Origin of the sequence: Kingella denitrificans ATCC 33394 (assembly GCF_000190695.1) — a bacterium.
In the GTDB taxonomy this organism is placed as follows: domain Bacteria; phylum Pseudomonadota; class Gammaproteobacteria; order Burkholderiales; family Neisseriaceae; genus Kingella_A; species Kingella_A denitrificans.
This window is the reverse complement of sequence record NZ_GL870929.1, coordinates 1361912-1385704: the sequence shown is the minus strand read 5'-3', so window position 1 is coordinate 1385704 and position 23793 is coordinate 1361912. Positions and strand designations below refer to the sequence as shown.

Annotated in this window: 32 protein-coding genes and 2 tRNA genes; 25 read left to right on the top strand and 9 right to left on the bottom strand. The window is 50.1% G+C overall.

Annotation, left to right across the window (positions count from 1 at the left end):
• Window positions 1-540: 540 nt before the first annotated feature.
• The 3 genes from HMPREF9098_RS11195 (at window position 541) to HMPREF9098_RS11190 (ending at window position 3175) form a co-directional block, all read left to right on the top strand.
• Window positions 541-1398: a hypothetical protein gene (locus HMPREF9098_RS11195; protein WP_003783309.1), complete on the top strand. Its 858-nt coding sequence runs from the start codon at window positions 541-543 to the stop codon at window positions 1396-1398.
• Window positions 1399-1630: 232 nt separating this feature from the next.
• The gene (locus tag HMPREF9098_RS07015) at window positions 1631-2500 is read left to right on the top strand and encodes a hypothetical protein (RefSeq protein ID WP_003783308.1); all 870 of its coding nucleotides are present in this window, start codon (window positions 1631-1633) and stop codon (window positions 2498-2500) included.
• Window positions 2501-2695: 195 nt separating this feature from the next.
• On the top strand, window positions 2696-3175 hold the full coding sequence (locus HMPREF9098_RS11190) for a hypothetical protein (protein WP_003783306.1): 480 nt from the start codon (window positions 2696-2698) through the stop codon (window positions 3173-3175).
• Window positions 3176-3347: 172 nt separating this feature from the next.
• Here the strand turns inward: HMPREF9098_RS11190 and HMPREF9098_RS07005 are convergent, their stop codons facing one another.
• Window positions 3348-5390 (bottom strand): M3 family metallopeptidase, encoded by a 2043-nt coding sequence (locus tag HMPREF9098_RS07005; RefSeq protein ID WP_003783304.1) that lies wholly within the window; start codon window positions 5388-5390, stop codon window positions 3348-3350.
• Window positions 5391-5618: 228 nt separating this feature from the next.
• Here HMPREF9098_RS07005 and HMPREF9098_RS07000 point away from each other — a divergent pair, with 228 nt between their 5' ends.
• From HMPREF9098_RS07000 to HMPREF9098_RS06990, 3 genes are all read left to right on the top strand, one after another.
• Window positions 5619-6845, top strand: coding sequence for an MFS transporter (locus HMPREF9098_RS07000; protein WP_003783303.1), 1227 nt, complete (start codon window positions 5619-5621; stop codon window positions 6843-6845).
• A 146-nt stretch (window positions 6846-6991) separates the two neighbouring features.
• A tRNA-Val gene (locus HMPREF9098_RS06995) sits at window positions 6992-7067 on the top strand.
• Between the two features lie 34 nt (window positions 7068-7101).
• A tRNA-Asp gene (locus HMPREF9098_RS06990) sits at window positions 7102-7178 on the top strand.
• Window positions 7179-7389: 211 nt separating this feature from the next.
• Here the strand turns inward: HMPREF9098_RS06990 and HMPREF9098_RS06985 are convergent.
• Window positions 7390-8421, bottom strand: a complete 1032-nt coding sequence (locus tag HMPREF9098_RS06985) for a hypothetical protein (protein WP_147285385.1) — start codon at window positions 8419-8421, stop codon at window positions 7390-7392.
• A gap of 147 nt (window positions 8422-8568) precedes the next feature.
• On the bottom strand, window positions 8569-9936 hold the full coding sequence (gene glmU, locus HMPREF9098_RS06980; protein WP_003783300.1) for a bifunctional UDP-N-acetylglucosamine diphosphorylase/glucosamine-1-phosphate N-acetyltransferase GlmU: 1368 nt from the start codon (window positions 9934-9936) through the stop codon (window positions 8569-8571).
• A 384-nt stretch (window positions 9937-10320) separates the two neighbouring features.
• Here glmU and rplN point away from each other — a divergent pair, with 384 nt between their 5' ends.
• The 18 genes from rplN (at window position 10321) to rplQ (ending at window position 18927) form a co-directional block, all read left to right on the top strand.
• Window positions 10321-10689, top strand: coding sequence for a 50S ribosomal protein L14 (gene rplN, locus HMPREF9098_RS06975; RefSeq protein ID WP_003783296.1), 369 nt, complete (start codon window positions 10321-10323; stop codon window positions 10687-10689).
• A 16-nt stretch (window positions 10690-10705) separates the two neighbouring features.
• Window positions 10706-11041 carry a 50S ribosomal protein L24 gene (gene rplX, locus HMPREF9098_RS06970; protein ID WP_003783295.1) on the top strand — a complete coding sequence of 112 codons (336 nt, stop codon included), beginning with the start codon at window positions 10706-10708 and terminating at the stop codon, window positions 11039-11041.
• 2 nt (window positions 11042-11043) lie between these two features.
• Entirely contained in the window at window positions 11044-11583 is a 540-nt protein-coding gene (gene rplE, locus HMPREF9098_RS06965) for a 50S ribosomal protein L5 (protein WP_003783293.1), read from the top strand.
• A 2-nt stretch (window positions 11584-11585) separates the two neighbouring features.
• On the top strand, window positions 11586-11891 hold the full coding sequence (gene rpsN, locus HMPREF9098_RS11460; RefSeq protein WP_081457168.1) for a 30S ribosomal protein S14: 306 nt from the start codon (window positions 11586-11588) through the stop codon (window positions 11889-11891).
• Between the two features lie 14 nt (window positions 11892-11905).
• The gene (gene rpsH / locus HMPREF9098_RS06960) at window positions 11906-12298 is read left to right on the top strand and encodes a 30S ribosomal protein S8 (RefSeq protein WP_040564350.1); all 393 of its coding nucleotides are present in this window, start codon (window positions 11906-11908) and stop codon (window positions 12296-12298) included.
• A gap of 17 nt (window positions 12299-12315) precedes the next feature.
• Entirely contained in the window at window positions 12316-12849 is a 534-nt protein-coding gene (gene rplF, locus HMPREF9098_RS06955) for a 50S ribosomal protein L6 (RefSeq protein ID WP_003783287.1), read from the top strand.
• Between the two features lie 14 nt (window positions 12850-12863).
• A complete protein-coding gene (gene rplR / locus HMPREF9098_RS06950; RefSeq protein ID WP_003783285.1) occupies window positions 12864-13217 on the top strand; it encodes a 50S ribosomal protein L18 in 354 nt (117 codons plus the stop codon).
• Window positions 13218-13237: 20 nt separating this feature from the next.
• Window positions 13238-13753: a 30S ribosomal protein S5 gene (gene rpsE / locus HMPREF9098_RS06945; protein WP_002642309.1), complete on the top strand. Its 516-nt coding sequence runs from the start codon at window positions 13238-13240 to the stop codon at window positions 13751-13753.
• A gap of 3 nt (window positions 13754-13756) precedes the next feature.
• Window positions 13757-13942, top strand: coding sequence for a 50S ribosomal protein L30 (rpmD, locus tag HMPREF9098_RS06940; RefSeq protein ID WP_003783281.1), 186 nt, complete (start codon window positions 13757-13759; stop codon window positions 13940-13942).
• A gap of 1 nt (window position 13943) precedes the next feature.
• Window positions 13944-14378: a 50S ribosomal protein L15 gene (rplO, locus tag HMPREF9098_RS06935; protein ID WP_040564349.1), complete on the top strand. Its 435-nt coding sequence runs from the start codon at window positions 13944-13946 to the stop codon at window positions 14376-14378.
• A gap of 10 nt (window positions 14379-14388) precedes the next feature.
• A complete protein-coding gene (gene secY, locus HMPREF9098_RS06930) occupies window positions 14389-15678 on the top strand; it encodes a preprotein translocase subunit SecY (protein WP_003783276.1) in 1290 nt (429 codons plus the stop codon).
• A 23-nt stretch (window positions 15679-15701) separates the two neighbouring features.
• The gene (gene infA / locus HMPREF9098_RS06925; protein ID WP_003788578.1) at window positions 15702-15920 is read left to right on the top strand and encodes a translation initiation factor IF-1; all 219 of its coding nucleotides are present in this window, start codon (window positions 15702-15704) and stop codon (window positions 15918-15920) included.
• A 27-nt stretch (window positions 15921-15947) separates the two neighbouring features.
• A complete protein-coding gene (gene rpmJ, locus HMPREF9098_RS11455) occupies window positions 15948-16061 on the top strand; it encodes a 50S ribosomal protein L36 (protein WP_002642304.1) in 114 nt (37 codons plus the stop codon).
• Window positions 16062-16123: 62 nt separating this feature from the next.
• Entirely contained in the window at window positions 16124-16486 is a 363-nt protein-coding gene (gene rpsM / locus HMPREF9098_RS06920) for a 30S ribosomal protein S13 (protein ID WP_003783271.1), read from the top strand.
• 18 nt (window positions 16487-16504) lie between these two features.
• Window positions 16505-16900: a 30S ribosomal protein S11 gene (gene rpsK / locus HMPREF9098_RS06915; protein WP_003783270.1), complete on the top strand. Its 396-nt coding sequence runs from the start codon at window positions 16505-16507 to the stop codon at window positions 16898-16900.
• A 10-nt stretch (window positions 16901-16910) separates the two neighbouring features.
• Window positions 16911-17531 carry a 30S ribosomal protein S4 gene (rpsD, locus tag HMPREF9098_RS06910; protein ID WP_003783268.1) on the top strand — a complete coding sequence of 207 codons (621 nt, stop codon included), beginning with the start codon at window positions 16911-16913 and terminating at the stop codon, window positions 17529-17531.
• Window positions 17532-17556: 25 nt separating this feature from the next.
• Window positions 17557-18540, top strand: a complete 984-nt coding sequence (locus tag HMPREF9098_RS06905; protein ID WP_003783266.1) for a DNA-directed RNA polymerase subunit alpha — start codon at window positions 17557-17559, stop codon at window positions 18538-18540.
• A gap of 18 nt (window positions 18541-18558) precedes the next feature.
• Window positions 18559-18927, top strand: coding sequence for a 50S ribosomal protein L17 (gene rplQ, locus HMPREF9098_RS06900; RefSeq protein ID WP_040564348.1), 369 nt, complete (start codon window positions 18559-18561; stop codon window positions 18925-18927).
• Between the two features lie 47 nt (window positions 18928-18974).
• Here the strand turns inward: rplQ and ispC are convergent, their stop codons facing one another.
• The 6 genes from ispC to HMPREF9098_RS06870 form a co-directional block, all read right to left on the bottom strand.
• Window positions 18975-20153, bottom strand: a complete 1179-nt coding sequence (gene ispC, locus HMPREF9098_RS06895) for a 1-deoxy-D-xylulose-5-phosphate reductoisomerase (protein ID WP_040564347.1) — start codon at window positions 20151-20153, stop codon at window positions 18975-18977.
• A gap of 94 nt (window positions 20154-20247) precedes the next feature.
• Complete coding sequence (nth, locus tag HMPREF9098_RS06890) at window positions 20248-20877, bottom strand: endonuclease III (RefSeq protein WP_003783261.1); 630 nt, start codon at window positions 20875-20877, stop codon at window positions 20248-20250.
• 48 nt (window positions 20878-20925) lie between these two features.
• Window positions 20926-21543, bottom strand: a complete 618-nt coding sequence (locus HMPREF9098_RS06885) for an LOG family protein (protein WP_003783259.1) — start codon at window positions 21541-21543, stop codon at window positions 20926-20928.
• Window positions 21544-21636: 93 nt separating this feature from the next.
• Entirely contained in the window at window positions 21637-21837 is a 201-nt protein-coding gene (locus HMPREF9098_RS06880; protein WP_003783256.1) for a hypothetical protein, read from the bottom strand.
• A 43-nt stretch (window positions 21838-21880) separates the two neighbouring features.
• A complete protein-coding gene (locus HMPREF9098_RS06875) occupies window positions 21881-22513 on the bottom strand; it encodes a GNAT family N-acetyltransferase (RefSeq protein ID WP_003783254.1) in 633 nt (210 codons plus the stop codon).
• Between the two features lie 227 nt (window positions 22514-22740).
• Window positions 22741-23109, bottom strand: coding sequence for a YgiW/YdeI family stress tolerance OB fold protein (locus HMPREF9098_RS06870; RefSeq protein WP_003783249.1), 369 nt, complete (start codon window positions 23107-23109; stop codon window positions 22741-22743).
• 159 nt (window positions 23110-23268) lie between these two features.
• On the opposite strand from HMPREF9098_RS06870, the gene HMPREF9098_RS06865 reads away from it, so the two are divergent.
• Entirely contained in the window at window positions 23269-23742 is a 474-nt protein-coding gene (locus HMPREF9098_RS06865) for a hypothetical protein (protein ID WP_003783248.1), read from the top strand.
• The last annotated feature ends 51 nt before the right edge of the window (window positions 23743-23793 follow it).

Here is a 23793-nt window from a genome sequence, read left to right as displayed (position 1 = left end):
GGTGTATCTCCAAAAAAAAAGAAATGTTTTATTAAGAATAAGCTTTTACAAGCAGTTGCACAACAATCTGCGTTTAACAATATTATTTCACGCTGTGTTGTATTGCTTCTTACCTTACTAGGTAGCAGGTGATGTGCCACATAATATTTTTTTTTGTATTTATATGTTTTTAAAAAATATTTAAAAAATACGCCAAAATTTGTCAGTGCTGCCTTAGAGCAAGTTAGTCGAAAGACTGACATTTTTTGTCGGATTTTGTCGAATTGTGTCGGAATATTTCGGAGTGGACATCATTACGGTCACATGGCGGATGGAGTTGTTGCATTCAAAAAGCAGCCTGCACATTATATATGGGAAGATGCAGGCTGCTTTTCACATGCCAACATATTTAATTCACTCAATATTTTCTGCTACACGCCTCAGTCGTATTTTGTTATGATACCGAGAAATAGCCGATAAATTGACACATGAAGCAGCATTTGTCGGCTGTTTTGCTGCATTACTGTTTACCCCCACCTAACTATATATAAAGGATACATAATGAAACTGACACACTTGGCTGCATTGGTTTTGTTGCCTGCATTGAGCGCCTCTGCATTTGCCGATTTTTTTGATAGCGAACGCGCGAAAAACTTGGGTTTGTCACATGCCGATCAAAGCGCGGAAGTGTTTTACAAACGCGCATCGATGGGTGCCGGCAAAACGGCGGAATACACTGTCCGCATGGAAGCAGGCCAGCAATATGGCTTATATGCCGACTGCGATAGCGACAACCAATGTACGAATTTGGACATGCAGTGGCTGTATAACGGCAAGGTGCTGCGGCAAGATACGGAACCCGATACATTCCCTTTGCTGACCGTTACACCAACCGAAACCGGTGACTATACTATCCGCACTATCATGAGCGAATGCGCGGCCGAAAGCTGTGATTACCATGTTCAAGCGGTGAAAGAAGAAAGTCCGTCATCTTCCGGTTCGACTTCGGCAGGCACATTATCCAACCCTGACTTGCCGCCTGCGGAATTCTTGGCGCAAGAGCGCAAAGGCAACTTGAATATGGTAACGGGCAATCCGAATAACCGTTCTGCCGAAGTGTTCTACCGCACAGGCAGCTTGGCAACGGGTAAATCCGCAAACCACACTGTCAATTTGCAGGCGAACCGAAGCTATGGCATTTACACCGACTGCGCGCCTTCCAGCTGCGAAAACGTGGATATGGAATTGCTGCACAACGGTCGTGTGATTCGTGAAGACCATATGGACGACACATATCCTTTGTTCCACATCACCCCATCGCGTAGCGGCGCGTACACCATCCGCGTGAAAATGGCGCAATGCAAACCTGGCCATGCCTCTTGCGCGTACCACACGCAAGTCATTAAAAGAAACGACTAATCGTCTGAACGATGAATAAAAAAGCAGCCTGCACTTTGAAAACGGAAGTGCAGGCTGCTTTTAACATGGCAATGTATTCAATTTGCTCAATATTTTCCGCTACACGCCCCTATTATATTTTGTTATGATAATCGGAAATATTCGATAAATCGGTGCAATATGGCCGCATTTACCGGCTATTTTGCCGCATTTCGATCATCTCTCCCCTATAACATTAGATTAAGGATACATAATGAAACTGACACACTTGGCTGCCTTGGTTTTGCTGCCCGCCTTGAGCACTTCTGCATTTGCCGATTTTTTTGATAACGAACGCGCGAAAAATCTGGAACTTTCGCAGGCCGATCAAAGCGCGGAAGTGTTCTACCAACGTGCATCTTTGGCGGCCGGCAAAACGGCAGAATACACAGTCCAAATGGAAAAAGGCCAGTCGTATGGCGTGTTTGCCGACTGCGATAGCGACAACCAATGTACGAATTTGGATATGCAGTGGCTGCACAACGGCAAGGTATTGCGGCAAGATATGGCAGCCGATACGTTCCCGTTGTTCCATGTTACGCCCGAAGAAACCGGCAATTACACAATCCGCACCATCATGAGCGAATGCGCGGCCAGCAGCTGTGATTACCACGTTCAGGTGGTGAAACGGGCAGAAGAGCCGGAAGACAGCCGCGCATCATCCCCATCGTCTGTCGGCGCATTGAGCAATCCCAACCTGCCGGCCGAACAATTCCTGGCGCAAGAGCGCAAAGCCAATTTGGAAGTGACCACGGGTAACGGCAACAACCGCGCTCCCGAAGTGTTCTACCGCACCGGCCGCTTGGGCACCGGCAAAACGACGAACTACACCGTGAACCTGAATGCCAACCAAATGTACCGCTTCTTTACCGACTGTGCGCCAATCGGCTGTGAAAACGTGGACATGGCATTGCTGCACAACGGCCGCGTTGTGGAGGAAGATACATTGCCCGACACGCTGCCTTTGTTCACCTACACGCCTCGCCGCAGCGGCGCGTACACCATCCGCGTGAAAATGGAGCAATGCAAACCGGGCCATACTTCTTGCGCGTACCACACGCAAGTCATTAAAATGACCCGCTAATCGGATAAAGCATAATAAAGCAGCCTGCACTTTGAAAACGGAAGTGCAGGCTGCTTTTGCATCCTATTTTCCTTACACGGCACGAGCATATTTTGTTATGATAATGCCTGCATTGCCGATAAATTGGTGCAAGATGGCAGCTTTTGCCGGCAATCTGTTTTTTTAAACCCATCGAAACATACAGAAGGATATACGATGAAACTGACACACTTGGCCACCTTGGCTTTGCTGCCTGTATTGAGCGCACCTGTATTTGCGGAATCCGACGCAGGCACATTGTCCAACCCCAACCTGCCGCCTGCACAATTCTTGGCGCAAGAGCGTAAAGGCAACCTGAACATGTCGACCGGCAATCCGAATAACCGTGCCGCCGAGGTGTTCTACCGCACAGGCGCTTTGGGCACCGGCAAGTCCACCACCCACTCTGTAAGCCTGCGCGAAGGCGGCGTTTATGCCATCTACACCGACTGCGCGCCTTCCAGCTGCGAAAACGTGGATATGGAATTGCTGCACAACGGCCGCGTGGTGCGCGAAGACCACATGGACGACACCTATCCTTTGTTTAAATTCTCACCGTCCAGCAGCGGCACATACACCATCCGCGTGAAAATGGCGCAATGCAAACCGGGTCACGCCTCTTGTGCGTACCACACGCAAGTGATTAAAGAGAACTGATTGGTCTCATCAATAAAAAGCAGCCTGCACTTTGAAAATGGAAGTGCAGGCTGCTTTTTTGCATTCGGCCGGCGATTAGGATGGAAGATGGCCGCCTTTGACGGCTTCGGCACGGCGCACAGATGTGCGAACCGGCCGTGTAAAACCAATCAAGCCTATCGCGGATAAAACACTATGCCGCCGTGAAACCCGAATGGCGCAACAACGCGTCAATGCTCGGCGCGCGGCCGCGGAATGCTTTGAACGACTCCGCTGCGCTGCGGCTGCCGCCCACGGCCAAAATCTCGTTCCAGAATTTCGCGCCGGTGGCTTTCACGTCGCCGCTTTCTTCAAACGCGGCATAAGCGTCCGCGCTCAACACTTCCGCCCACGCATAGCTGTAATAGCCCGCCGAATAGCCGCCGGCAAAAATATGCCCGAAGCTGTTGGCAAAGCGGTTGTATTCAGGCGGCTGCACCACGGCTACTTCCTTGCGTACGCGTTGCAGCGTTTCCGCCCAGCGGTGCAGGCTGCTTGGGTCGCTTTCGCTGTATATCGACATATCGAACAGCGCAAACTCCATCTGCCGCACCAAGAACATGCCGCGCTGGAAGTTTTTGGCCGCCAGCATTTTGGCGAACAGGCTTTCGGGCAGCGCTTCGCCCGTGTCTTCATGCGCCGACATACCGCGCAACACGTCGAATTCCCACACGAAATTTTCCATGAACTGGCTGGGCAACTCCACCGCGTCCCATTCCACGCCGTTGATGCCGCTCACGCCCAATTCGTCCACGCGCGTGAGCAGGTGGTGCAGGCCGTGCCCCATTTCGTGGAACAGCGTGATGATTTCGTCGTGCGTCAAGCGCGCTTCTTTGCCGGCCACGGGTGGCGTGAAATTGCACACCAGATAAGCCGTCGGCGTTTGCACCTGGCCTGCCTTGTCGCCCGACAGGAAGCGGCGGCGGCCGCGGTAATCGTTCATCCACGCGCCGCTGCGTTTGCCTTCGCGCGCATACAAATCCATATACACCGCGCCGATGGTTTCGCCGTCTTTTTCCAGCTCGAAATAGCGCACGTCTTCATGCCACACGGGCACTTTTTTCTCCGTAAAGCGCACGCCGTATAACTGGTCAATCTGCGCGAACAGCCCCGACAGCACTTTGCCGACCGGAAAATATTTTTTCACTTCGGTTTCGGAAAACGCATATTGCGCCTCGCGCAGTTTTTCGCCGGCATAGGCCAAATCCCACGATTGAATGTCCGGCAGGCTGAGTTTTTCGGCGGCGAATGCGCGCACCTGCGCCAAATCTTTTTCGGCAAACGATTTGGCACGGCGCGCCAAATCGTGCAGGAAGTCCAATACTTGCGCGGGTGAATCCGCCATTTTGGTCACCAGCGACAATTCGGCATAATTGCGATAACCCAAGAGCTTCGCCTGTGCCAGCGCGATTTCCAGCGTGCGGTCGATGATGGGCGTGTTGTCCCATTCGGGTTTGCCCAATTCGCTTGCCCGTGTCACATAGGCGCAGTACACCTGTTCGCGCAATGCTCGGTTGTCGGCATATTGCATCACGGCCAGATAATGCGGCATTTGCAGGCCGATTTTGTAGCCGGATTTGCCTTCTGCCTGTGCGGCGGCTTGGAACATGGCCAATGCGTCTTCGGGCAGGCCGTGCAGGCTGCTTTCATCGTCAAAATACAGTGCGAAGGCATCGGTGGCGTCCAGCACGTTTTGCGAGAACTGGGCGGAGAGTTGCGCCGATTCAGTTTGCAGCGCGGCCAATTCGGCCTGTTGTTCGGGCGGCAGTTCCGCGCCGCTTAACACGAAATCGCGCAAATCGTGCGCCAGCTTGGTTTGCTGCGCCGCGCTCAGTCGGGCAAATTCGGGCGATGCTTTAATCGCCTTGAAACGTTCGTACAGTTCGATGTCCTGCCCGATTTCGGTGAAAAATACGGTAACTTCGGGCATCAGTTCGTTGTACATGGCGCGCAGTTCGGGCGTGTCCGCCACCGAGTTCAAATGTGCCACCACGCCCCAAATCCGGCCGACTCTTTCGGTGATGTCGGTCAGGCGCTCCACGGTGTTTTCCCATGTGGTGGTGCTTTGGGCTTTGATTTGGGCGATTTGTTCGCGCGCCTCTTCCATGGCGCTGCGCATGGCGGGGGCGATGTCGTCAGTGCGGATTTGGTCGAAATGCGGCTCGTGGCCTAAATTCAATAAGATGTTGTCGCTCATGGCGGGCTTTCTGTTATGTGGATGGATTAAAACTAAATGGGGCGGATGGCGCGGAAAACAAGGGCGGCGGTGGAAAAAGCAGCCTGCACGTCTCAAATTCGAAGTGCAGGCTGCTTTTTCGTGCCCGCATATAACCAAATCGCATGAACCATACAGTCAAACGGTCTTTGGGGAGTACGGTGTTGTCTGTTAATCTGCCGCGTCCAATAATAACGATTCGGATAAAGTATGACACATTCACACGCACCGCGCTGGCAGCTTTGGCTTTTTGTTTTGGCGGCCGCCTTTATTTTACTGGTTACCATTGGCATGCGGATGACGCTGGGGCTGTTTGTGCGGCCGCTGGTAAACGATACGGCGTTGTCGATTGCGGAAGTGAGCCTGGCGATTGCGGTAACGCAGCTGATGTGGGGCGTGTCGCAGCCTTTGTCGGGCGCGCTGTCCGACCGTTTCGGCGCGTGGCGCGTGCTGTGGATGGGGTCGCTGATGCTGGCGGCCGGCTGGCTGCTGGTGTCGTTCATGCCCACGCAGTTCGGCTTGTTGGTGGGCATGGGGCTGCTGGTCGCTTGGGGCATGGGCGCGGGCAGTTGGTCGATTTTGATGAGCCTGATTGCCAACCGCCTGCCTGAAAGAATGCGCGGGCTGGCTTCGGGCGTGGCAAATGCTGGCGGCTCGTTCGGGCAATTTGTGTTCGCGCCCATGCTGCAATGGCTGATGTCGCTGCCCCAGTTGGGCTGGCGCGGCGCAATGTGGGTGCTGGCAGCGTGGGCGGTGTTGATTTTGCCCGCCGCACGCTGGCTGTCGCACGGCGCGCATAAAGTGCAGGCTGCTTCTCACGCGCCACACGCGCACGAACCGATGGCGCGCGTTGTCCGCCAAGCCTTCCGCAACCGCAACTATATCCTGCTGCATTTGGGTTTTGCCACCTGCGGCTTCCACGTCGCCTTTTTGGCAACGCACCTGCCGAACGAAATCGCCCTGTGCGGGTTGCCCGTGTCGGTCGCATCCACGTCGCTGGCGATTGTCGGCATCGCCAATTTGGTCGGCAGTCTGGTGGTCGGCTGGTGCGTGGGGCGCTGGCGCAACAAATCCATTCTGGCCGTTTTATACGCCGTCCGCGTCGTCCTGATTGCCGCTTACCTGTTCATGCCGCGCACCGATGTGAATTTTTATATTTTCGCCGCCGGATTGGGGCTGACCTGGCTGGCCACCGTGCCGCCCACCGCCGCATTGACCGGACGGCTGTTCGGCACGCGCTATCTGGCCACGCTGTTCGGGCTTACGCTGCTGTCGCACCAAATCGGCGGCTTTCTCGGCGCGTATTTGGGCGGCAAGGCCATCATGGCGTTTAACGACTACGGCTGGATGTGGCATGCCGATTTGGTATTGGCCGCGCTGGCGGTGGTGCTGCATTTAATGATTCGCGAACCGAACATCCAAACGCCGGCTTCGTAATCCGAAGTGCAGGCTGCTTTTGAATGCCGCTGAACGAAAATAATATTGCGCAGATTCAATCAGATAAAAAATATTTGCCGATTTTGATTGCGCGGCGGTGCAAAATTTGGTTTAATGCCGACTTTCGTTGCACAACGAAAACGAATGGGTGATTAGCTCAGTTGGTAGAGCGTCTGCCTTACAAGCAGAATGTCGGCGGTTCGACTCCGTCATCACCCACCATTTTTTTGGATATTTGATTCGTCAGATATTCTGCGCGGTGGTAGCTCAGTTGGTTAGAGTACCGGCCTGTCACGCCGGTGGTCGCGGGTTCGAGCCCCGTCCACCGCGCCAAAATTAAAACCGTATCCTGTTTTGGGATACGGTTTTTTCATTGCGTATTTTGGCGGCAAAAAAAGCAGCCTGCACATTGGATTTCGGTGTGCAGGCTGCTTTTTATAGTGGATTAAAATCGCAATGATACGGCGTTGGCTCGCCTTGACGTACTGCTTGTACGCCTTGCGGCTCGCCACTTTGTCTCGTTTTAATTCACTATACATGCGGCTTAGAAGTGGTAGTGCGCCCAAGTCGGGTCGTATTCGCACTCGGCTGTGGCGTTGAGCTGCGGATATTTTTCGCACAGGGCGATGGCTTGCGGCAGCAGGGTTTCGGGTGCGGAAGTGGCGGCATACACGGTTCGGATGCCTTGCGACAGGTTGGTAACGCTGAGGGTATCGATGCCTTGCTGGTGTTGCGCGGCGTATCCGATGAATTCTTCGTGCAGGTCGTAGGCAGCCTGCACGCTGTCGTCATCGCTCAGTTCCGCGTCAATCCAGACAATCCATGCCATATCGGCGCGGCCGAGCAGGCTGTTGGCGGATTGGTTGCGCGTCAGCAGCAGGTGGTCTTGTTCGCGTTCTTCGTTTTCTTCCACTTCGGCAAAGGCGTATTCCCATTCGGGCTGCGGGTAAACGCCGCTGCGGCCGAGCTGTTGCCACATGTCGTCCAGTTTTTCGGGTAGTTCGGACAGTGGGAAGAAGCCGTCTTCGGGTTGTTCCAGAAAGTCGATGGGGCCGATTTTGACGGCGGCGTTGTATTCGCCGAGCAGGTGGTCGAGGATGATGAAGGTCATGTTTTGCGCGTGGTCGATATAGGATTCTTCAATATCGCGCTTGAAGGCGATTTCCAGCGCAGGCATTTCGCGCCATTCGTCCAGCCGCACAGCAATATCGCCGAGTCCGAGCTGGAAGCCGTCCATGCCGATGACGAAATCGTTGTCCAGATTGGGAATAGGGCTGCGGAAGGCGCGGATTGTATGGGGCAGGTTTTGCAGTGCGGCTTGGACGACGGCTTGAACTTCGGGGGAGTAGTCGCGTTCGCCGTTGGCGGTAAAGACGAGGGTGCTGTCTTGGCTATTCAGATGGCCTTCAAGTTCCAGCGCCACATCGGGCAGGGTTTGGTGCAGGATGTCGTTGCTGCGTTCCACAAAGTCGATGTCGTCCAGTTCGGACAGCTGCGGATATTCGGCCTGCCATGTTTGCCAGAAGGTTTTGGCGGCTTGGTTGAGTTCTTGCAGGTATTGCAGATGCGGGTTCATAAGGTTGCCTTTCGGTGGGTGCAAAGGTGCAGGCTGCTTTTTGGGCATTCGGACTGCGTTTGCGGTGGTGAATAAGGGGAATGATATGCGGCAATGTGCAAAAGCAGCCTGCACGGTGCGTTTGGTCTTGTGCAGGCTGCTTTTGCCTTATTTTTTCGGTTTTTCCGGGCGTGTCCAGCCTTCTACGGTCACCTGTTTGGCGCGCGCCACGGCCAGTTTGCCGGCTTCGCAGTCTTTGGTAATCACGCTGCCGGCGCCGGTGGTGGCCTTGTCGCCCACGCAGACGGGTGCTACCAGCGAGGTGTTCGAGCCGATGCGCACTTCGTTGCCGATAACGGTTCGGTGCTTGTTCACGCCGTCATAATTGCAGGTAATCGTGCCTGCGCCGATATTGGTGTCTGAGCCGATGGTCGCATCGCCGATATAGGACAGGTGGTTCGCCTTGCTGCCGCGCCCGATGGTGCTGTTTTTCACTTCCACGAAATTGCCGATGTGTACGTCGTTCGCCAGTTCGGCATTCGGGCGCAGGCGCGCATACGGGCCGATGTGCGCATGGCTGCCTACCGTGCAGTTTTCCAAATGCGAAAACGGATGGACAACCGTGCCTGCGCCGATAACGGCATTTTTAATCACGCAGTTCGCGCCGATGGTAACGCCGTCGCCCAGTACCACGCTGCCTTCCAAAATGCAGTTCGCGTCAATCACCACGTCTTTGCCGTGTTGCAGGCTGCCCCGGATATCGAAGCTCGGCGCATCCAGAAGTGTTACGCCCGCCAGCAGTAGCTCTGTGGCGCGGTTTTGGCGGTAAATCTGCGTTAATTCGGACAGTTGCAGCTTGTTGTTCACACCCATTGCCAAATAATGATGCGGCACGGCCAGTGGATGCACCGCAACATGGTCGGCATTCGCCAGCCCGATAACGTCGGTCAGATAATATTCGCCCTGCGCGTTGTTGGCATTCAGCGCATTCAGCCAGCCCGCCAGCCGCGCATTGGGCAGCACGAAAATCCCCGTGTTGATTTCCCGTACCGCTTTTTGTTCGGGCGATGCGTCTTTTTCTTCCACAATGGCCACCACTTGGTTTTGCGGATTGCGGATAATGCGGCCGTAGCCCGTCGGGTCGGGCAGGATGTCGGTCAGCAGGCCGACTTCGTTGCCGGCATGGTCGAGTAGCTGCTGCAAGGTGGGCGCGTCAATCAGCGGCACGTCGCCATACAATACCAGCGTCCGCCCCGTGTCGGGAATGTGCGGCAATGCGGATTTCAATGCGTGCCCCGTGCCCAGTTGCTCCGTTTGCTCCACCCAGCCGACGTTTTTGTGCGCCATCTGTTGCATGACCAAATCTTTACCGTGCCCCACCACTACATGAATGCGTGCAGGCTGCAAACGCTCCGCAGTGTCAATCACGTGTTCCAGCATCGGTTTGCCGCCGATGGCATGCAGCACTTTGGGCTTGTTGGAATACATGCGCGTGCCTTTGCCGGCCGCGAGAATGACAACGTGTAAATCTGACATGGGGATTCCTTTAAACAATACAAACCACGTGATTATATAATGCCTGCCGGCAGAATAGGGGAAAGCGTAACGCTGTTTGCCGTGTTGCAGTAATCAGACACTTTAACGGAAGGGAAATGAACAAGCGGCCGTTTAAGCCATAAAAAGCAGCCTGCACATCGTTTTTTGCAGTGCAGGCTGCTTTTTTCAATACAAAACACTTGCAACGCTTTTGAAAACTCTCTATAATGCGCTCTTCTTTCAGCTCTGGATAAGAGCATCTTCCCTTCGGGGCCAAGACTGGTTTACTAGAACCGCAAGGTTTCAGCCGTGTACCGCATATCAAAATGCGTCAAGCAGACTGAAAGCGGTAAATTAAGTTGGATTTTTTTAAGGTTAATTAACATGATTCAAATGCAGACCATCTTAGATGTGGCTGATAACTCTGGTGCGCGCCGCGTAATGTGCATCAAAGTGTTGGGCGGATCTAAGCGTCGCTATGCCAATGTGGGCGACATTATTAAAGTTGCGGTAAAAGATGCAGCACCGCGTGGTCGCGTGAAAAAGGGTGATGTTTACAATGCGGTTGTCGTACGTACGGCAAAAGGCATTCGTCGTCCCGATGGCGCGCTGATTAAGTTTGATAACAACGCAGCAGTATTGCTGAATAACAAACTGGAACCAATGGGCACCCGTATTTTTGGCCCGGTTACCCGCGAATTGCGTACCGAACGTTTTATGAAAATTGTTTCATTGGCACCTGAAGTGCTATAAGTTGAAAGGTTAGGCAATGAACAAAATTATTAAAGGTGACCAAGTAATCGTCATTACCGGAAAAGATAAAGGTAAGCAAGGTCAAATCGTTCGCGTATTGGGCGACAAAGTTGTGGTTCAGGGTGTTAATTTGGTAAAACGCCACCAAAAACCCAACCCTATGCGCGGCATTGAGGGCGGTATCGTTGTAAAAGAAATGCCATTGGCTATTTCAAATGTTGCCATTTTCAATCCTGAAACCAAAAAAGCTGACCGAGTAGGTATCAAATTGGTGGAAGGCGAAGGCAAAGTAAAACGTGTTCGCGTATTTAAATCAAACGGTGCAGAAGTGCCTGTTAATCGTGGAGCTTAATAATGGCCCGTTTACAAGATTACTATAAAAACACCGTTGTTCCCGAGTTGATGAAACAATTCGGCTACAAATCCATTATGGAAGTGCCCCGCATCGAAAAAATCACACTGAACATGGGTGTTGGTGAAGCGGTTGCTGATAAAAAAGTAATGGAGCATGCGGTTGGTGATTTGCAAAAAATTGCCGGCCAAAAACCTGTAGTAACAGTGGCTCGTAAATCTATCGCCGGTTTCAAAATCCGCGATAACTACCCAGTAGGCTGCAAAGTGACTTTGCGTCGCGAGCGTATGTTTGAATTCCTGGATCGTTTGGTTACTATCGCGCTGCCTCGCGTTCGTGACTTCCGCGGTGTAAGTGGCAAATCATTCGATGGTCGCGGCAACTACAACATGGGTGTGCGTGAGCAAATCATTTTCCCGGAAATCGAATATGACAAAATCGATGCATTGCGTGGTTTGAATATTACGATTACCACCACTGCAAAAACTGACGAAGAAGCAAAAGCTTTATTGTCATTGTTTAAATTTCCATTTAAAGGTTAACCATGGCTAAGAAAGCACTTATTAATCGTGAAGCAAAGCGTGTTGCTTTGGCTAAAAAATATGCTGCAAAACGCGCAGCTATTTTTGAAGTCATCAACAATGCAAGTGCAACAGATGAAGAGCGTTTCGAAGCGCGTCTGAAATTACAATCGATTCCCCGTAATGCTTCTCCGGTTCGCCAACGTCGTCGTTGTGCAATCACTGGTCGTCCGCGTGGCGTATTCCGCAAATTCGGTTTGGGTCGTATTAAAATCCGTGAAATCGCTATGCGTGGCGCAATTCCGGGTGTTATCAAAGCCTCTTGGTAATAGGAGTATAAAATATGAGTATGCATGATCCTATTTCCGATATGTTGACCCGTATCCGCAACGCGCAACGCTCTAATAAAGTAACTGTGGCGATGCCTTCTTCAAAATTAAAATGCGCAATTGCAAAAGTTTTGAAAGAAGAGGGTTATATCGAAGATTTTTCTGTATCTGCTGATTCAAAACCTGAATTGTCTATCGTTTTGAAATATTATTCAGGCCGTCCTGTAATTGAGCAAATCAAGCGTGTTTCTCGTCCAGGTTTGCGTGTTTACAAAGGTTCTGGTGAGATTCCTGCTGTGATGAATGGTTTGGGTGTTGCTATTGTAAGCACTTCTAAAGGTGTAATGACTGACCGTAAAGCCCGCGCTGCTGGTGTTGGTGGTGAGTTGTTGTGCATTGTTGCCTAATTAGGGAGAGTTTTAAGATGTCTCGCGTAGCGAAAAATCCAGTAACTGTTCCTGCTGGCGTAGAAGTAAATTTTGGAACAGACACACTGACCGTGAAAGGTAAAAACGGTGCTTTGTCTCTGCCTTTAACTGGTGCGGTTAAAGTTGAATTAAATGATGGGCAATTGATTTTTGCAGCTGCAGATGATAGCAAACATTCTGTTGCAATGTCTGGTACTGTTCGTGCATTAGTTGCCAACATGGTTAAAGGCGTATCTGAAGGTTTTGAGAAAAAATTACAACTGATTGGTGTGGGTTATCGTGCGCAAGCACAAGGGAAAACCTTAAATCTGTCTTTGGGCTTTTCTCATCCTGTTGTGTACGAAATGCCTGAGGGTGTGAGTGTCGCAACTCCTTCTCAAACAGAAATTGTATTGACTGGCGCAGATAAACAAGCAGTTGGTCAAGCAGCGGCAGAAATTCGTGGTTACCGCCCACCTGAGCCTTATAAAGGCAAAGGTGTTCGCTATGTTGGCGAGCAGGTAGTCATGAAAGAAGCTAAGAAAAAATAATTGAGGCTGTAACCATGAATAAAAAAATCGCAAGATTGCGTCGTGCACGTAAAACTCGTGCGCGTATCGCAGATTTAAAAATGGTGCGTTTGTGCGTTTTCCGTACTAACAGCCATATTTATGCTCAAATTATTAGTGCTGAGGGCGATAAAGTATTGGCGTCCGCTTCTACTGTTGAAGCCGAAGTGCGTGGTAGTTTGAAATCAGGTGGTAATACCGAAGCGGCCGCTGTAGTTGGTAAACGTATTGCGGAGAGAGCTAAAACTATCGGCGTAGAAAAAGTAGCTTTTGACCGTTCGGGTTTTCAATATCACGGTCGCGTAAAAGCTTTAGCTGAAGCTGCTCGCGAAAATGGTTTGAGCTTCTAAGAAAGATTTTGGAGACCAAAATGGCAAAACATGAAACAGAAGAGCGCGGTGATGGCCTGATCGAGAAGATGGTTGCCGTGAATCGCGTAACCAAAGTGGTTAAAGGCGGTCGTATTATGGCATTCTCGGCTTTAACTGTAGTAGGTGATGGCGATGGTCGCATTGGTATGGGCAAAGGTAAATCTCGTGAAGTGCCTGTTGCCGTACAGAAAGCAATGGATCAAGCTCGCCGCAATATGATCAAAGTACCTTTGAAAAATGGCACTATCCATCACGAAGTGATTGGTAAACATGGTGCAACTCGTGTATTTATGCAGCCTGCAAAAGAAGGTAGCGGTGTGAAAGCAGGTGGTCCAATGCGTTTGGTATTTGATGCTTTGGGTGTGCATAATATTTCAGCAAAAGTACATGGCTCTACCAATCCTTACAATATTGTTCGCGCAACATTGGATGGCTTGTCTAAACTTTATACTCCTGCTGAGATCGCGGCTAAACGCGGTCTGACAGTTGAAGATATCTTGGGTTCGAAGGAGTAAGCGATGAGCGAGCAAAAGAAAATTAAGGTAACTTTGGCAAAAAGCTTGATTGGTACTATTGAATCGCATCGTGCCTGCGCGCGTGGTTTAGGTTTGCGTCGTCGCGAGCAAACTGTTGAGGTGTTAGATACCCCCGCAAACCGTGGTATGATTAACAAAATCCGCTATTTATTGAAAGTGGAGGCTTAATATGTTTTTAAATACTATTCAGCCAGCGGAAGGTGCAACGCATGCTCAACGTCGTGTTGGCCGTGGCATTGGTAGTGGGCTTGGTAAAACTGGTGGACGAGGTCACAAAGGTCAAAAAAGCCGTGCTGGTGGATACCATAAAGTTGGTTTTGAAGGCGGTCAAATGCCTTTACAACGTCGTTTGCCAAAACGGGGCTTTAAATCTGTAACAGCTAAATTCAATGCGCAAATTACGTTGAGTGAACTCAATAGTATTGCTGTGGATGAAGTTGATGTTTTAACTTTGAAGCAGGCTGGTTTAATTGCTGCCAATGCAGAAGTAGTAAAAGTAATTTCTTCCGGCAATTTGAATAAATCAGTTGTCTTGAAAGGTATTAAGGCTACTAAAGGTGCAAAAACAGCAATTGAGGCTGCTGGCGGTAAAGTAGAAGAGTAGGGCAATTATAGTGGCTAATCAACTATCTTCCTCAGGAAAAGTAAAATTATGGGAAAATCCTGATTTAAGGAAACGGTTCCTGTTTTTACTGGGTGCGCTGATCGTGTTTCGAATCGGTGCACATGTTCCTGTACCAGGAGTAGATGCTGCTGCGTTAGCTCAACTGTATAAAGACCAAGGAGGGGGTATCCTGGGCATGTTGAATATGTTTTCAGGAGGCTCTCTCGAACGCTTTAGTATTTTTGCTATCGGTATTATGCCTTATATTTCAGCATCTATTATCATGCAGTTGGCTGCTGAAATTGTTCCGTCTCTGAAGAGTCTGAAAAAAGAAGGCGAGGCTGGTAAAAAAGTTATCACGAAATACACGCGTATTGGAACTGTGGCTTTAGCGGCAGCGCAAAGTATCGGTGTGGCAACATTCCTGTTGCAGCGCCAAATTGTTGTCATTCCGCAAATTGAATTCTATATTTCTACCGTAAGCTGCTTGGTTGGTGGAACCATGTTTCTTATGTGGTTGGGTGAACAAATTACTGAGCGCGGTTTGGGTAATGGAATTTCTTTGCTGATCACTGCGGGGATTATTGCAGGTGTTCCTGCTGGGGTCATTCAGCTCTGGAGCTTGATTACCGAACAGACAATCCAGCCATTAACTGCGATTGGTATTGTCATTGGTATTTTGTTAATGATTTATGCGGTTGTATATTTCGAGAGCGCGCTGCGTAAGATACCGATTCATTATGCCAAACGACAAACAGGTTTGTATAGTGCCCATAAGAATACACATATGCCATTTAAATTAAATATGGCAGGTGTAATCCCTCCAATTTTTGCATCAAGCGTTATCATGTTCCCTAGTATGCTTGCAGGATGGTTAGGGAATGATAATCCTAATAGCTGGTATGGTAAAATATTGGCTGCGTTACAGCATGGTCAGCCTGCATATATAGTACTGTTTGCAGCAACAATCATATTTTTCTGCTATTTTTATACGGCATTAGCTTTTAGCCCTAAAGAAATGGCGGAAAATTTAAAGAAAAGTGGTGCATTTGTACCTAGTATTCGTCCAGGTGAGCAAACCGCACGCTATTTAGAAGGAGTAGTGTTGCGATTGACCTTATTTGGAGCAATATACATTACAGTTATTTGTTTAATTCCTGAATTTTTAGCTTCATATGTAAGTATTCCATTAGGCGGAACGTCATTATTAATCTTGGTTGTTGTAACTATGGATTTTAATACTCAGCTCGCTTCCTATAGAATGACACAGCAATATGAGCACTTGATTGAGCGAAAGTGAAGTTAAAAACAGAGATAACAATTATGGCCAAAGAAGATACTATACAAATGCAGGGTGAAATTCTAGAAACTTTACCCAACGCAACTTTTAAAGTAAAACTAGAAAATGGGCACGAAGTGTTGGGTCATATCTCGGGTAAGATGCGGATGCATTATATTCGTATTTCACCAGGTGACAAAGTCACTGTTGAAATGACGCCTTATGATTTGACTCGCGCTCGCATTGTGTTCAGAGCTCGATAAACTTTTGATTATTTAGAAAGTATAGATATGCGTGTACAACCTTCAGTAAAACCTATTTGCCGCAACTGCAAAGTGATTCGTCGGAATCGTGTCGTTCGCGTCATTTGTACTGATCCTCGTCATAAACAACGCCAAGGCTAATTGCTTTGATTCGTTTTGTTTTTGTGTTATATTGACAGCTTTTGCCCATTTAAGGAAAAAATATGGCTCGTATTGCAGGGGTGAATATCCCTAATAATGCCCATATCGTTATTGGTTTGCAGGCCATTTACGGTATTGGTTCGACTCGTGCTAAAAATATTTGCGAAGTGGCAGGTATTGCACCAGCTACTAAAGTTAAAGATTTGGATGAGTCGCAATTAGATGCTTTGCGTGAGCAAGTTGCTAAATATGAAGTAGAAGGCGATTTGCGTCGTGAAGTAACAATGAACATCAAGCGCTTGATTGATATGGGATGCTACCGTGGCATGCGTCATCGCCGTGGTTTGCCATGTCGTGGTCAGCGTACGCGCACAAATGCACGTACTCGTAAAGGTCCGCGTAAAGCGATTGCAGGTAAAAAATAAATTTTGAGGAATTAATTGATGGCTAAAGCAAACACAGCCTCACGTGTACGCAAAAAAGTACGTAAAACCGTGAGTGAGGGTATTGTGCATGTTCATGCATCTTTCAACAATACCATCATTACAATCACTGACCGCCAAGGAAATGCGTTGTCTTGGGCTACCTCTGGCGGCGCTGGTTTTAAAGGTTCTCGTAAAAGTACACCATTTGCTGCCCAAGTTGCAGCAGAAGCCGCTGGTAAAGTTGCCCAAGAATATGGCGTTAAAAATTTAGAAGCTCGTATTAAAGGCCCTGGCCCTGGCCGTGAGTCTTCTATTCGTGCGCTAAATGCATTGGGTTTCAAAATTACCAGTATTACAGATGTTACTCCGTTGCCACACAACGGTTGCCGTCCGCCTAAGAAGCGTCGTATTTAAGGAGTAAAACATGGCACGTTATATTGGTCCAAAATGTAAATTGGCTCGCCGCGAGGGAACGGATTTATATTTAAAAAGCGCACGTCGCTCTTTAGAATCAAAATGTAAAATGGATTCTGCACCTGGTCAACACGGTGCGAAAAAACCACGTTTGTCTGATTACGGTTTACAATTACGCGAGAAACAAAAAATCCGCCGCATCTATGGGGTGTTAGAACGTCAGTTCCGCCGCTATTTTGCAGAAGCAGATCGTCGTAAAGGTTCTACTGGTGAGTTGCTGTTGCAATTGTTAGAATCTCGTTTGGATAATGTTGTATATCGTATGGGTTTTGCCTCTACTCGTGCGGAAGCACGTCAGTTGGTATCTCATAAAGCTCTGACAGTTAATGGTCAGGTCGTCAATATTCCTTCTTTCCAAGTAAAAGCAGGGGATGTTGTTGCTGTGCGTGAAAAAGCTAAAAAACAGGTTCGTATTCAAGAAGCTATGGGCTTGGCAACGCAAATTGGTTTGCCGAGCTGGGTTGCTGTTGATGCGTCTAAATTAGAAGGTACTTTTAAAAATGTACCTGACCGTGCTGAATTGTACAGTGATATTAATGAACAGCTGGTAGTAGAGTTTTACTCTAAATAATGCTAGCGCAGTGAGGGACAGTTAAATGCAAAACAGCACTTCTGAGTTTTTGAAACCTCGTCAAATTGATGTTGATACCTTATCGGCTACCCGTGCAAAAGTATCAATGCAGCCTTTTGAGCGTGGTTTTGGCCATACATTAGGTAATGCTTTGCGTCGTATCTTACTGTCATCCATGAACGGCTTTGCACCCACAGAGATTACTATTGCAGGTGTGTTACACGAATACTCCACGTTAGATGGCGTTCAAGAAGATGTTGTTGATATTTTGTTGAATGTTAAGAGTGTTGTATTTAAATTGCACGGTAACCGTACTGAGGCAGTGCTCTCATTGAAAAAAACAGGGGCAGGACCTGTTTATGCTTCGGATTTTGAATTGCCACATGATGTGGAAATCATTAATCCTAAACAGGTCATCTGCCACTTGTCCGACAATGGTAGCATTGATATGGAAGTTAAAGTTGAACAAGGACGAGGCTACCAAACAGTTTCAGGTCGCCGAGTAACTAAAGATAATAAAATTGGTGCTATTCAATTAGATGCTAGTTTTTCTCCTATTACTCGGGTAAGTTTTGATGTTGAAGCAGCTCGTGTAGAGCAACGTACTGATTTGGATAGCTTGATTTTAGATATTGAAACCAATGGTTCAATAGATCCTGAAGAAGCTGTTCGTATGGCGGCGCGTATCTTAATTGATCAGATGTCTATTTTTGCTGATTTGGAAGGTACGCCTGCTGAAGTTGAAGAAGAAAAAGCACCGCCGATTGATCCTGTTTTATTGCGCCCTGTAGATGATCTGGAATTAACCGTTCGATCTGCAAACTGCTTAAAAGCAGAAGATATCTACTATATTGGTGATTTGATTCAACGTACCGAAACAGAATTGCTGAAAACACCAAATTTAGGTCGGAAGTCTTTGAATGAAATCAAAGAAGTTTTGGCTTCCAAAGGTTTGACTTTGGGTTCAAGACTGGAATCTTGGCCACCTGCTGGCTTGGAAAAGCCTTAAAGATTAAAGGATAATGATATGCGCCATCGTAATGGAAACCGCAAATTAAACCGTACAAGTAGCCACCGTGCTGCTATGCTGCGTAATATGGCAAATTCTTTGTTGACTCACGAAACGATTGTAACCACTGTGCCTAAAGCAAAAGAGTTGCGTCGTGTTGTTGAGCCCCTGATTACCTTGGGTAAAAAACCTTCTCTGGCCAATCGTCGTTTGGCATTTGACCGCACTCGTGATCGCGATGTTGTGGTGAAATTGTTCAATGACTTGGGCGTTCGCTTTGCGTCACGCAATGGTGGTTATATCCGCATTTTGAAATGTGGCTTCCGCCCTGGTGATAATGCGCCTTTGGCTTTGGTTGAGTTGGTGGATAAAGCTGCTGCCGAATAATTAAGCATTAAAGAAAAACCGAACGTTTTGCGTTCGGTTTTTTGTTTTTAGGCAATGGATTGAATATATTGTTGTGCTTGTTCGCGTGTTTGTTGGTCGATGTGCCAGAGTTGCTCGATAGAGTGCAGGCTGCTTTGACTGTGTTTTTCCAGGCAGTGCCGAACAACATTGGCAATATCGGTAAAGCGGATGTGTTGTTGCAAGAAAGCTGCGACGGCAATTTCGTTGGCTGCGTTGAGTACGCAAGGGGATGAGCCGCCGTCTTTCATGGCTTGATAGGCAAGGTATAGGCATGGATAGCGTTCTTTTTCCGGGGTGCTGAATGTGAGAGCGTTCAGCTGGCTGAAATCCAGTGCACCCACGCCTGATTCAATACGTTCTGGCAAACCCAGGCAATAGGCGATTGGGGTTCGCATATCGGGGTTGCCCATTTGCGCCAGCACCGAACCATCGGCATAGCGCACCATGCTGTGAATCACGCTTTGCGGGTGGATGACGACTTCTAGTTGTGCGGGCGGGCAATTAAACAGCCAGTGCGCTTCGATAAGTTCCAAACCTTTGTTCATCATGGTGGCGGAATCGACCGAGATTTTTTTCCCCATGCTCCAGTTCGGGTGTTTCACTGCCTGTTCCGACGTGATGTGCGGGAACTGCTGAATATCGGTGTGCAGGAATGGCCCGCCCGATGCGGTCAGGATAATGGATTGGATGCCGTGTTTTGCGAGATTGCCGGAATAGGGCTGGGGCAGCACTTGGAAAATGGCATTGTGTTCGCTGTCGATGGGTAGGACGCGCGCGCCGTATTTTCGAACGGTTTCCATAAACAGGCTGCCCGCCACCACCAGCGTTTCTTTGTTAGCCAGATAAATGGTCTTGCCGTGCCGTGCGGCGGCAAGGGCGGAGGGCAGGCCTGCTGCACCGACAATGGCGCACATCACGCCGGTAACTTCGGGCGCGGTGGCCGCGTCAATTAGGGCTTGTTCGCCGTACAGGATTTGGGTATCCGGCGAGGTGTGCTGGATGAGGAGTTGGAGTTTCAGGGCCAAATCTTTGTTGGCGACAATGGCGATTTTGGGCTGGTGCTGCGCGCATTGTTGGGCGAGTTTGTCAATTTGGCGGTGCCCTGCCAGGGCGTAAATCTCGAATCGGTCGGGGTGTCGTGCAACGACATCGAGCGTGGATACGCCGATGCTGCCGGTGCTGCCCAAGATGGTGAGCGTTTGCATGATGGTGTTCCGTTGGAATGGATGGGAAATATTCAGTGGCATTCTGCGTTTGCATGGCAGCCTGCACTTTGCGGTTTGGGGTGCAGGCTGCTTTTCAGGCTTTGCCTTCGTATTCGCATAAATCGTAAATCAGGCATTTGCCGCATTGCGGTTTTTGTGCTTTGCAGGTGTAGCGGCCGTGCAGAATCAGCCAGTGGTGCGCGTCGAGCAGGAATTCTTTCGGGATGAACTTCATCAGTTTGTCTTCCACTTCGCGGACGTTTTTGCCGGGCGCGAGTTTGGTGCGGTTGGCCACGCGGAAAATGTGCGTGTCCACGGCCATCACAGGCTGCCTGAATGCGGTATTGAGCACGACGTTGGCGGTTTTGCGCCCTACGCCGGGCAGGGCTTCCAGCTCTTCGCGTGTGTGGGGGATTTCGCCGCCGTATTGCTGCACCAGGATTTTGCAGGTTTCGATGATGTGCTTGGATTTAGTTTTGTAAAGCCCGATGGTGCGCGTGTACTGCATAATGCCTTCCAGCCCCAAGTCGAGCATGGCTTGCGGCGTGTTGGCCACGGGAAAAAGTTTGGCGGTGGCTTTGTTCACGCCTGCGTCTGTGGCCTGTGCGGACAGCAGCACGGCAATCAGGAGCTCGAACGGCGTGCTGAATTGCAGTTCGGTGGTGGGGTGCGGATTGGCTTCGCGCCACCGCTGAAACATTTCGGTGCGGATGTGTTTGTTCATAATACGGGTGCAGGCTGCTTTTTTGTTGCGGTTGTGCGGACGGCGGCTTTATCGCAGTGTGCCGTATCCCATTTCTTTGGCCCACTGCGGCACGACCCATTTGGGCGCTTCGACAAATTCCACCGTGCACATTTGTTCTAGCAAATCGGCGGCGTTGTCGGAAACGCACAGCAATTCCAAGTCGGCCATCGGCATGAAGCCTTGTTCGGCCGTGTGGCGCAGCATGGCGATGAACGGATCGAAAAAGCCGTTCACGTTCAAAAGGCCGATGGGTTTGCGGCTTTGGCGCAGTTGCAGCAGGGAGATGACTTCAAACAGTTCTTCATAAGTGCCGATGCCGCCGGCCATGGCGATGAAGCCGTCGGCTAGCTCAATCATTTTGCTTTTGCGCTCGGGCATGGTGTCGGTGGTAATCAGGCGGTTCAGGCGCGGGTGCGCATGTTCCTTGTTGATGAGAAAGTGCGTAATCACACCGGTGGCCGTGCCGCCGTTTTCCAAGACGCTGTCGGCAATCACGCCCATCAGCCCGCGTATGCCGCCGCCGTACACCAAGTGGATTTGCTGCTGCGCCAATACTGCGCCCAGCTGTTTCGCGTGTTGGCAGTAATCGGGAATTACGCCGTAATTGGAACCGCAGTAAACGGCAATATTGTGCAAAGGACGCATGAGTCAACCTATGGCAAAAAAACGGCTATTGTACGCGATTGGGCCGTATTGAAAAAGCAGCCTGCACTTTCGGTTTTCCAAGCAGTGCGGCATTTACCGCCCGTACATATCCGCAATCCAGCGGATTTGCTCTTCCGTTGCCGCGTCTTTGCCCAGCTGTGCGGACAGGGCGAATTCACCGCTCAAACCCTGCTGCAAACGCGCCTGCTGCCAGCCTTGCAGACGTTGCTCGGCGGTTAAATCGTGTTTGATTTGGTGGATGGTTTGCGCGGCTTTTTGGCTTGGGGACGACATTTTGGGTACTCCGTTTTGGGGTTAAAGGGATTTTCAGGCTGCCTTACAGCCCTAATTTTTGCGCCAACGCCGCTTTCACCCCCGCCCATTCTTCGCGCAGCATGCTGTAAACCACCGTATCGCGCACCGTGCCGTCTTTGCGGATTTTATGGCAGCGCAGCACGCCGTCTTTTTTTGCGCCCAAGCGTTCCAACGCCGCCTGCGAGCGCGTGTTCAGCGCATCCGTTTCCCAGTTCACCACGCGACAGCCCAGCGTTTCAAAGGCGTGCGCAAGCAGCAGGTATTTGCAGGCGGTGTTGATGCGCGTGCGCCATGCCGACTGCCGATACCAAGTGTAGCCGATAAACACGCGGCGGATGGCGGCATCGGGCTGGTAAAACGCTGTTGTGCCGACCACGTCGCCCGTGGTTTCGTCTATCACCGCAAACGCCATGCGCGTGTTGGCGGCAGCCTGAATATAGTGCGCCACATCTTCGGGCGCGGGCGCAGTCGTTACCAGCATTTTCCACAATTCGCCATCCTGCACCGCTTGGCGCAAGCCCGCTTCGTGTTGCAGCGTTAATGGTTCTAGACGGACTTGGTTGGCGGAGAGAACAACGGTTGGCAAAAGATTGACGGCTTGCAGAAAATCCACCGTTGGCAAAACATGGGTGGGCAATGGCGTTGGTTTTTGCATGATGATTTCCTTGTTGATTAGGGCAACGGCATTTTCAGGCGGCGCACCAAGTCTGCCGCTTGTTCCGGGGTGTGCTGTGCCGCCATGTCGGTGCTCCTGTCGAATGTTGAAAACGAAGGAGATATTGTAGTCCTGCCGGCGGCGGCATGCAAAAAGCAGCCTGCACTTTTCCGAATTTCAGAAGGGTGCAGGCTGCTTTTGCCGTTGGGTGCGATAGCGTTATCCGCTTATTCCACAATATCCAAACGGCGCACTTCGATTTCGCGCGTATTGTTGAAGCGGTTGATGTCCACCTCGCCGGCAATGCGCACTTTGGTTTGCGGCGTCACTTTCTGACCGCGCCACACGTCGGGATTGATTTCCACCTTGATGGTGTCGGTGTCATCTTTGAAGAAATATTCTTCGGGGTTGATGGTGCCTGCCGTGCCGGTGATATAGCCTTCCAACACGATGTGCGCATCATCGCCGAATTCGGTTTTGGCTTCGCGCACGGTGCTTACGGGGTGGTTGGTCGAAGGGGCAGTGTCTTGGGCAACAAATTCAGCATGTGCGGACAATGCTATTGTGGTCATCGCAATCAAAGCGAGTCGTTTCATGAAATGCTCCTATAATATAAGCAGTGGAAAAACGCCCGATAGAATAGCGGATAAGCCGAATTTGTCAAACCGAATTCTTATTGCCGCTTTAAATCTTGCGTTATTTTGAACATTCTTTACGCAGGTTTTCAAATTTGCCGCCCGCTAAGGAGAAAGACGATGAACCCGTTCCCTAAAATTCTGCCCATCGGCATGGTCATTATCGTTGCGATATGGCTGCTGTTCTCTCATAACGAACCCGAGCCCGACAACCGCCTTTCCGCCGCAGAGCAGTTGCTTGCCGCCCGGCCGCCTATTGACGAAGCAAGCGTTGCCGAATGGCAGCGATACCAATTACCGCGCGAAGAGCCCATTCCCCGTTTGCCCGATGAAACCATCACCCACTTGCACCGGCACTCGTTTTTGTCGCCTTGGGACGTATCCGCCATCATCAAGGAACAAGCCGCTGCTTATCCCTACTACAAATGGCGGCAGTTCGATTGCGATAAAGGCTGGTACAACCGCCTCAACGAAAGCGGTTCGTGGCAGCGCGCCGTCAGTGATTATCGGCGCGGCTCGGCAAAATATATACAGGGCGCGGATTATCGAGAAAAATTGGAATTTGACTATATCTGCGCCAAATATGCGGATTGACGGCTAAAAAGCAGCCTGCACGCTTTATGTTCTTTAAAAGAGGCAACGTGA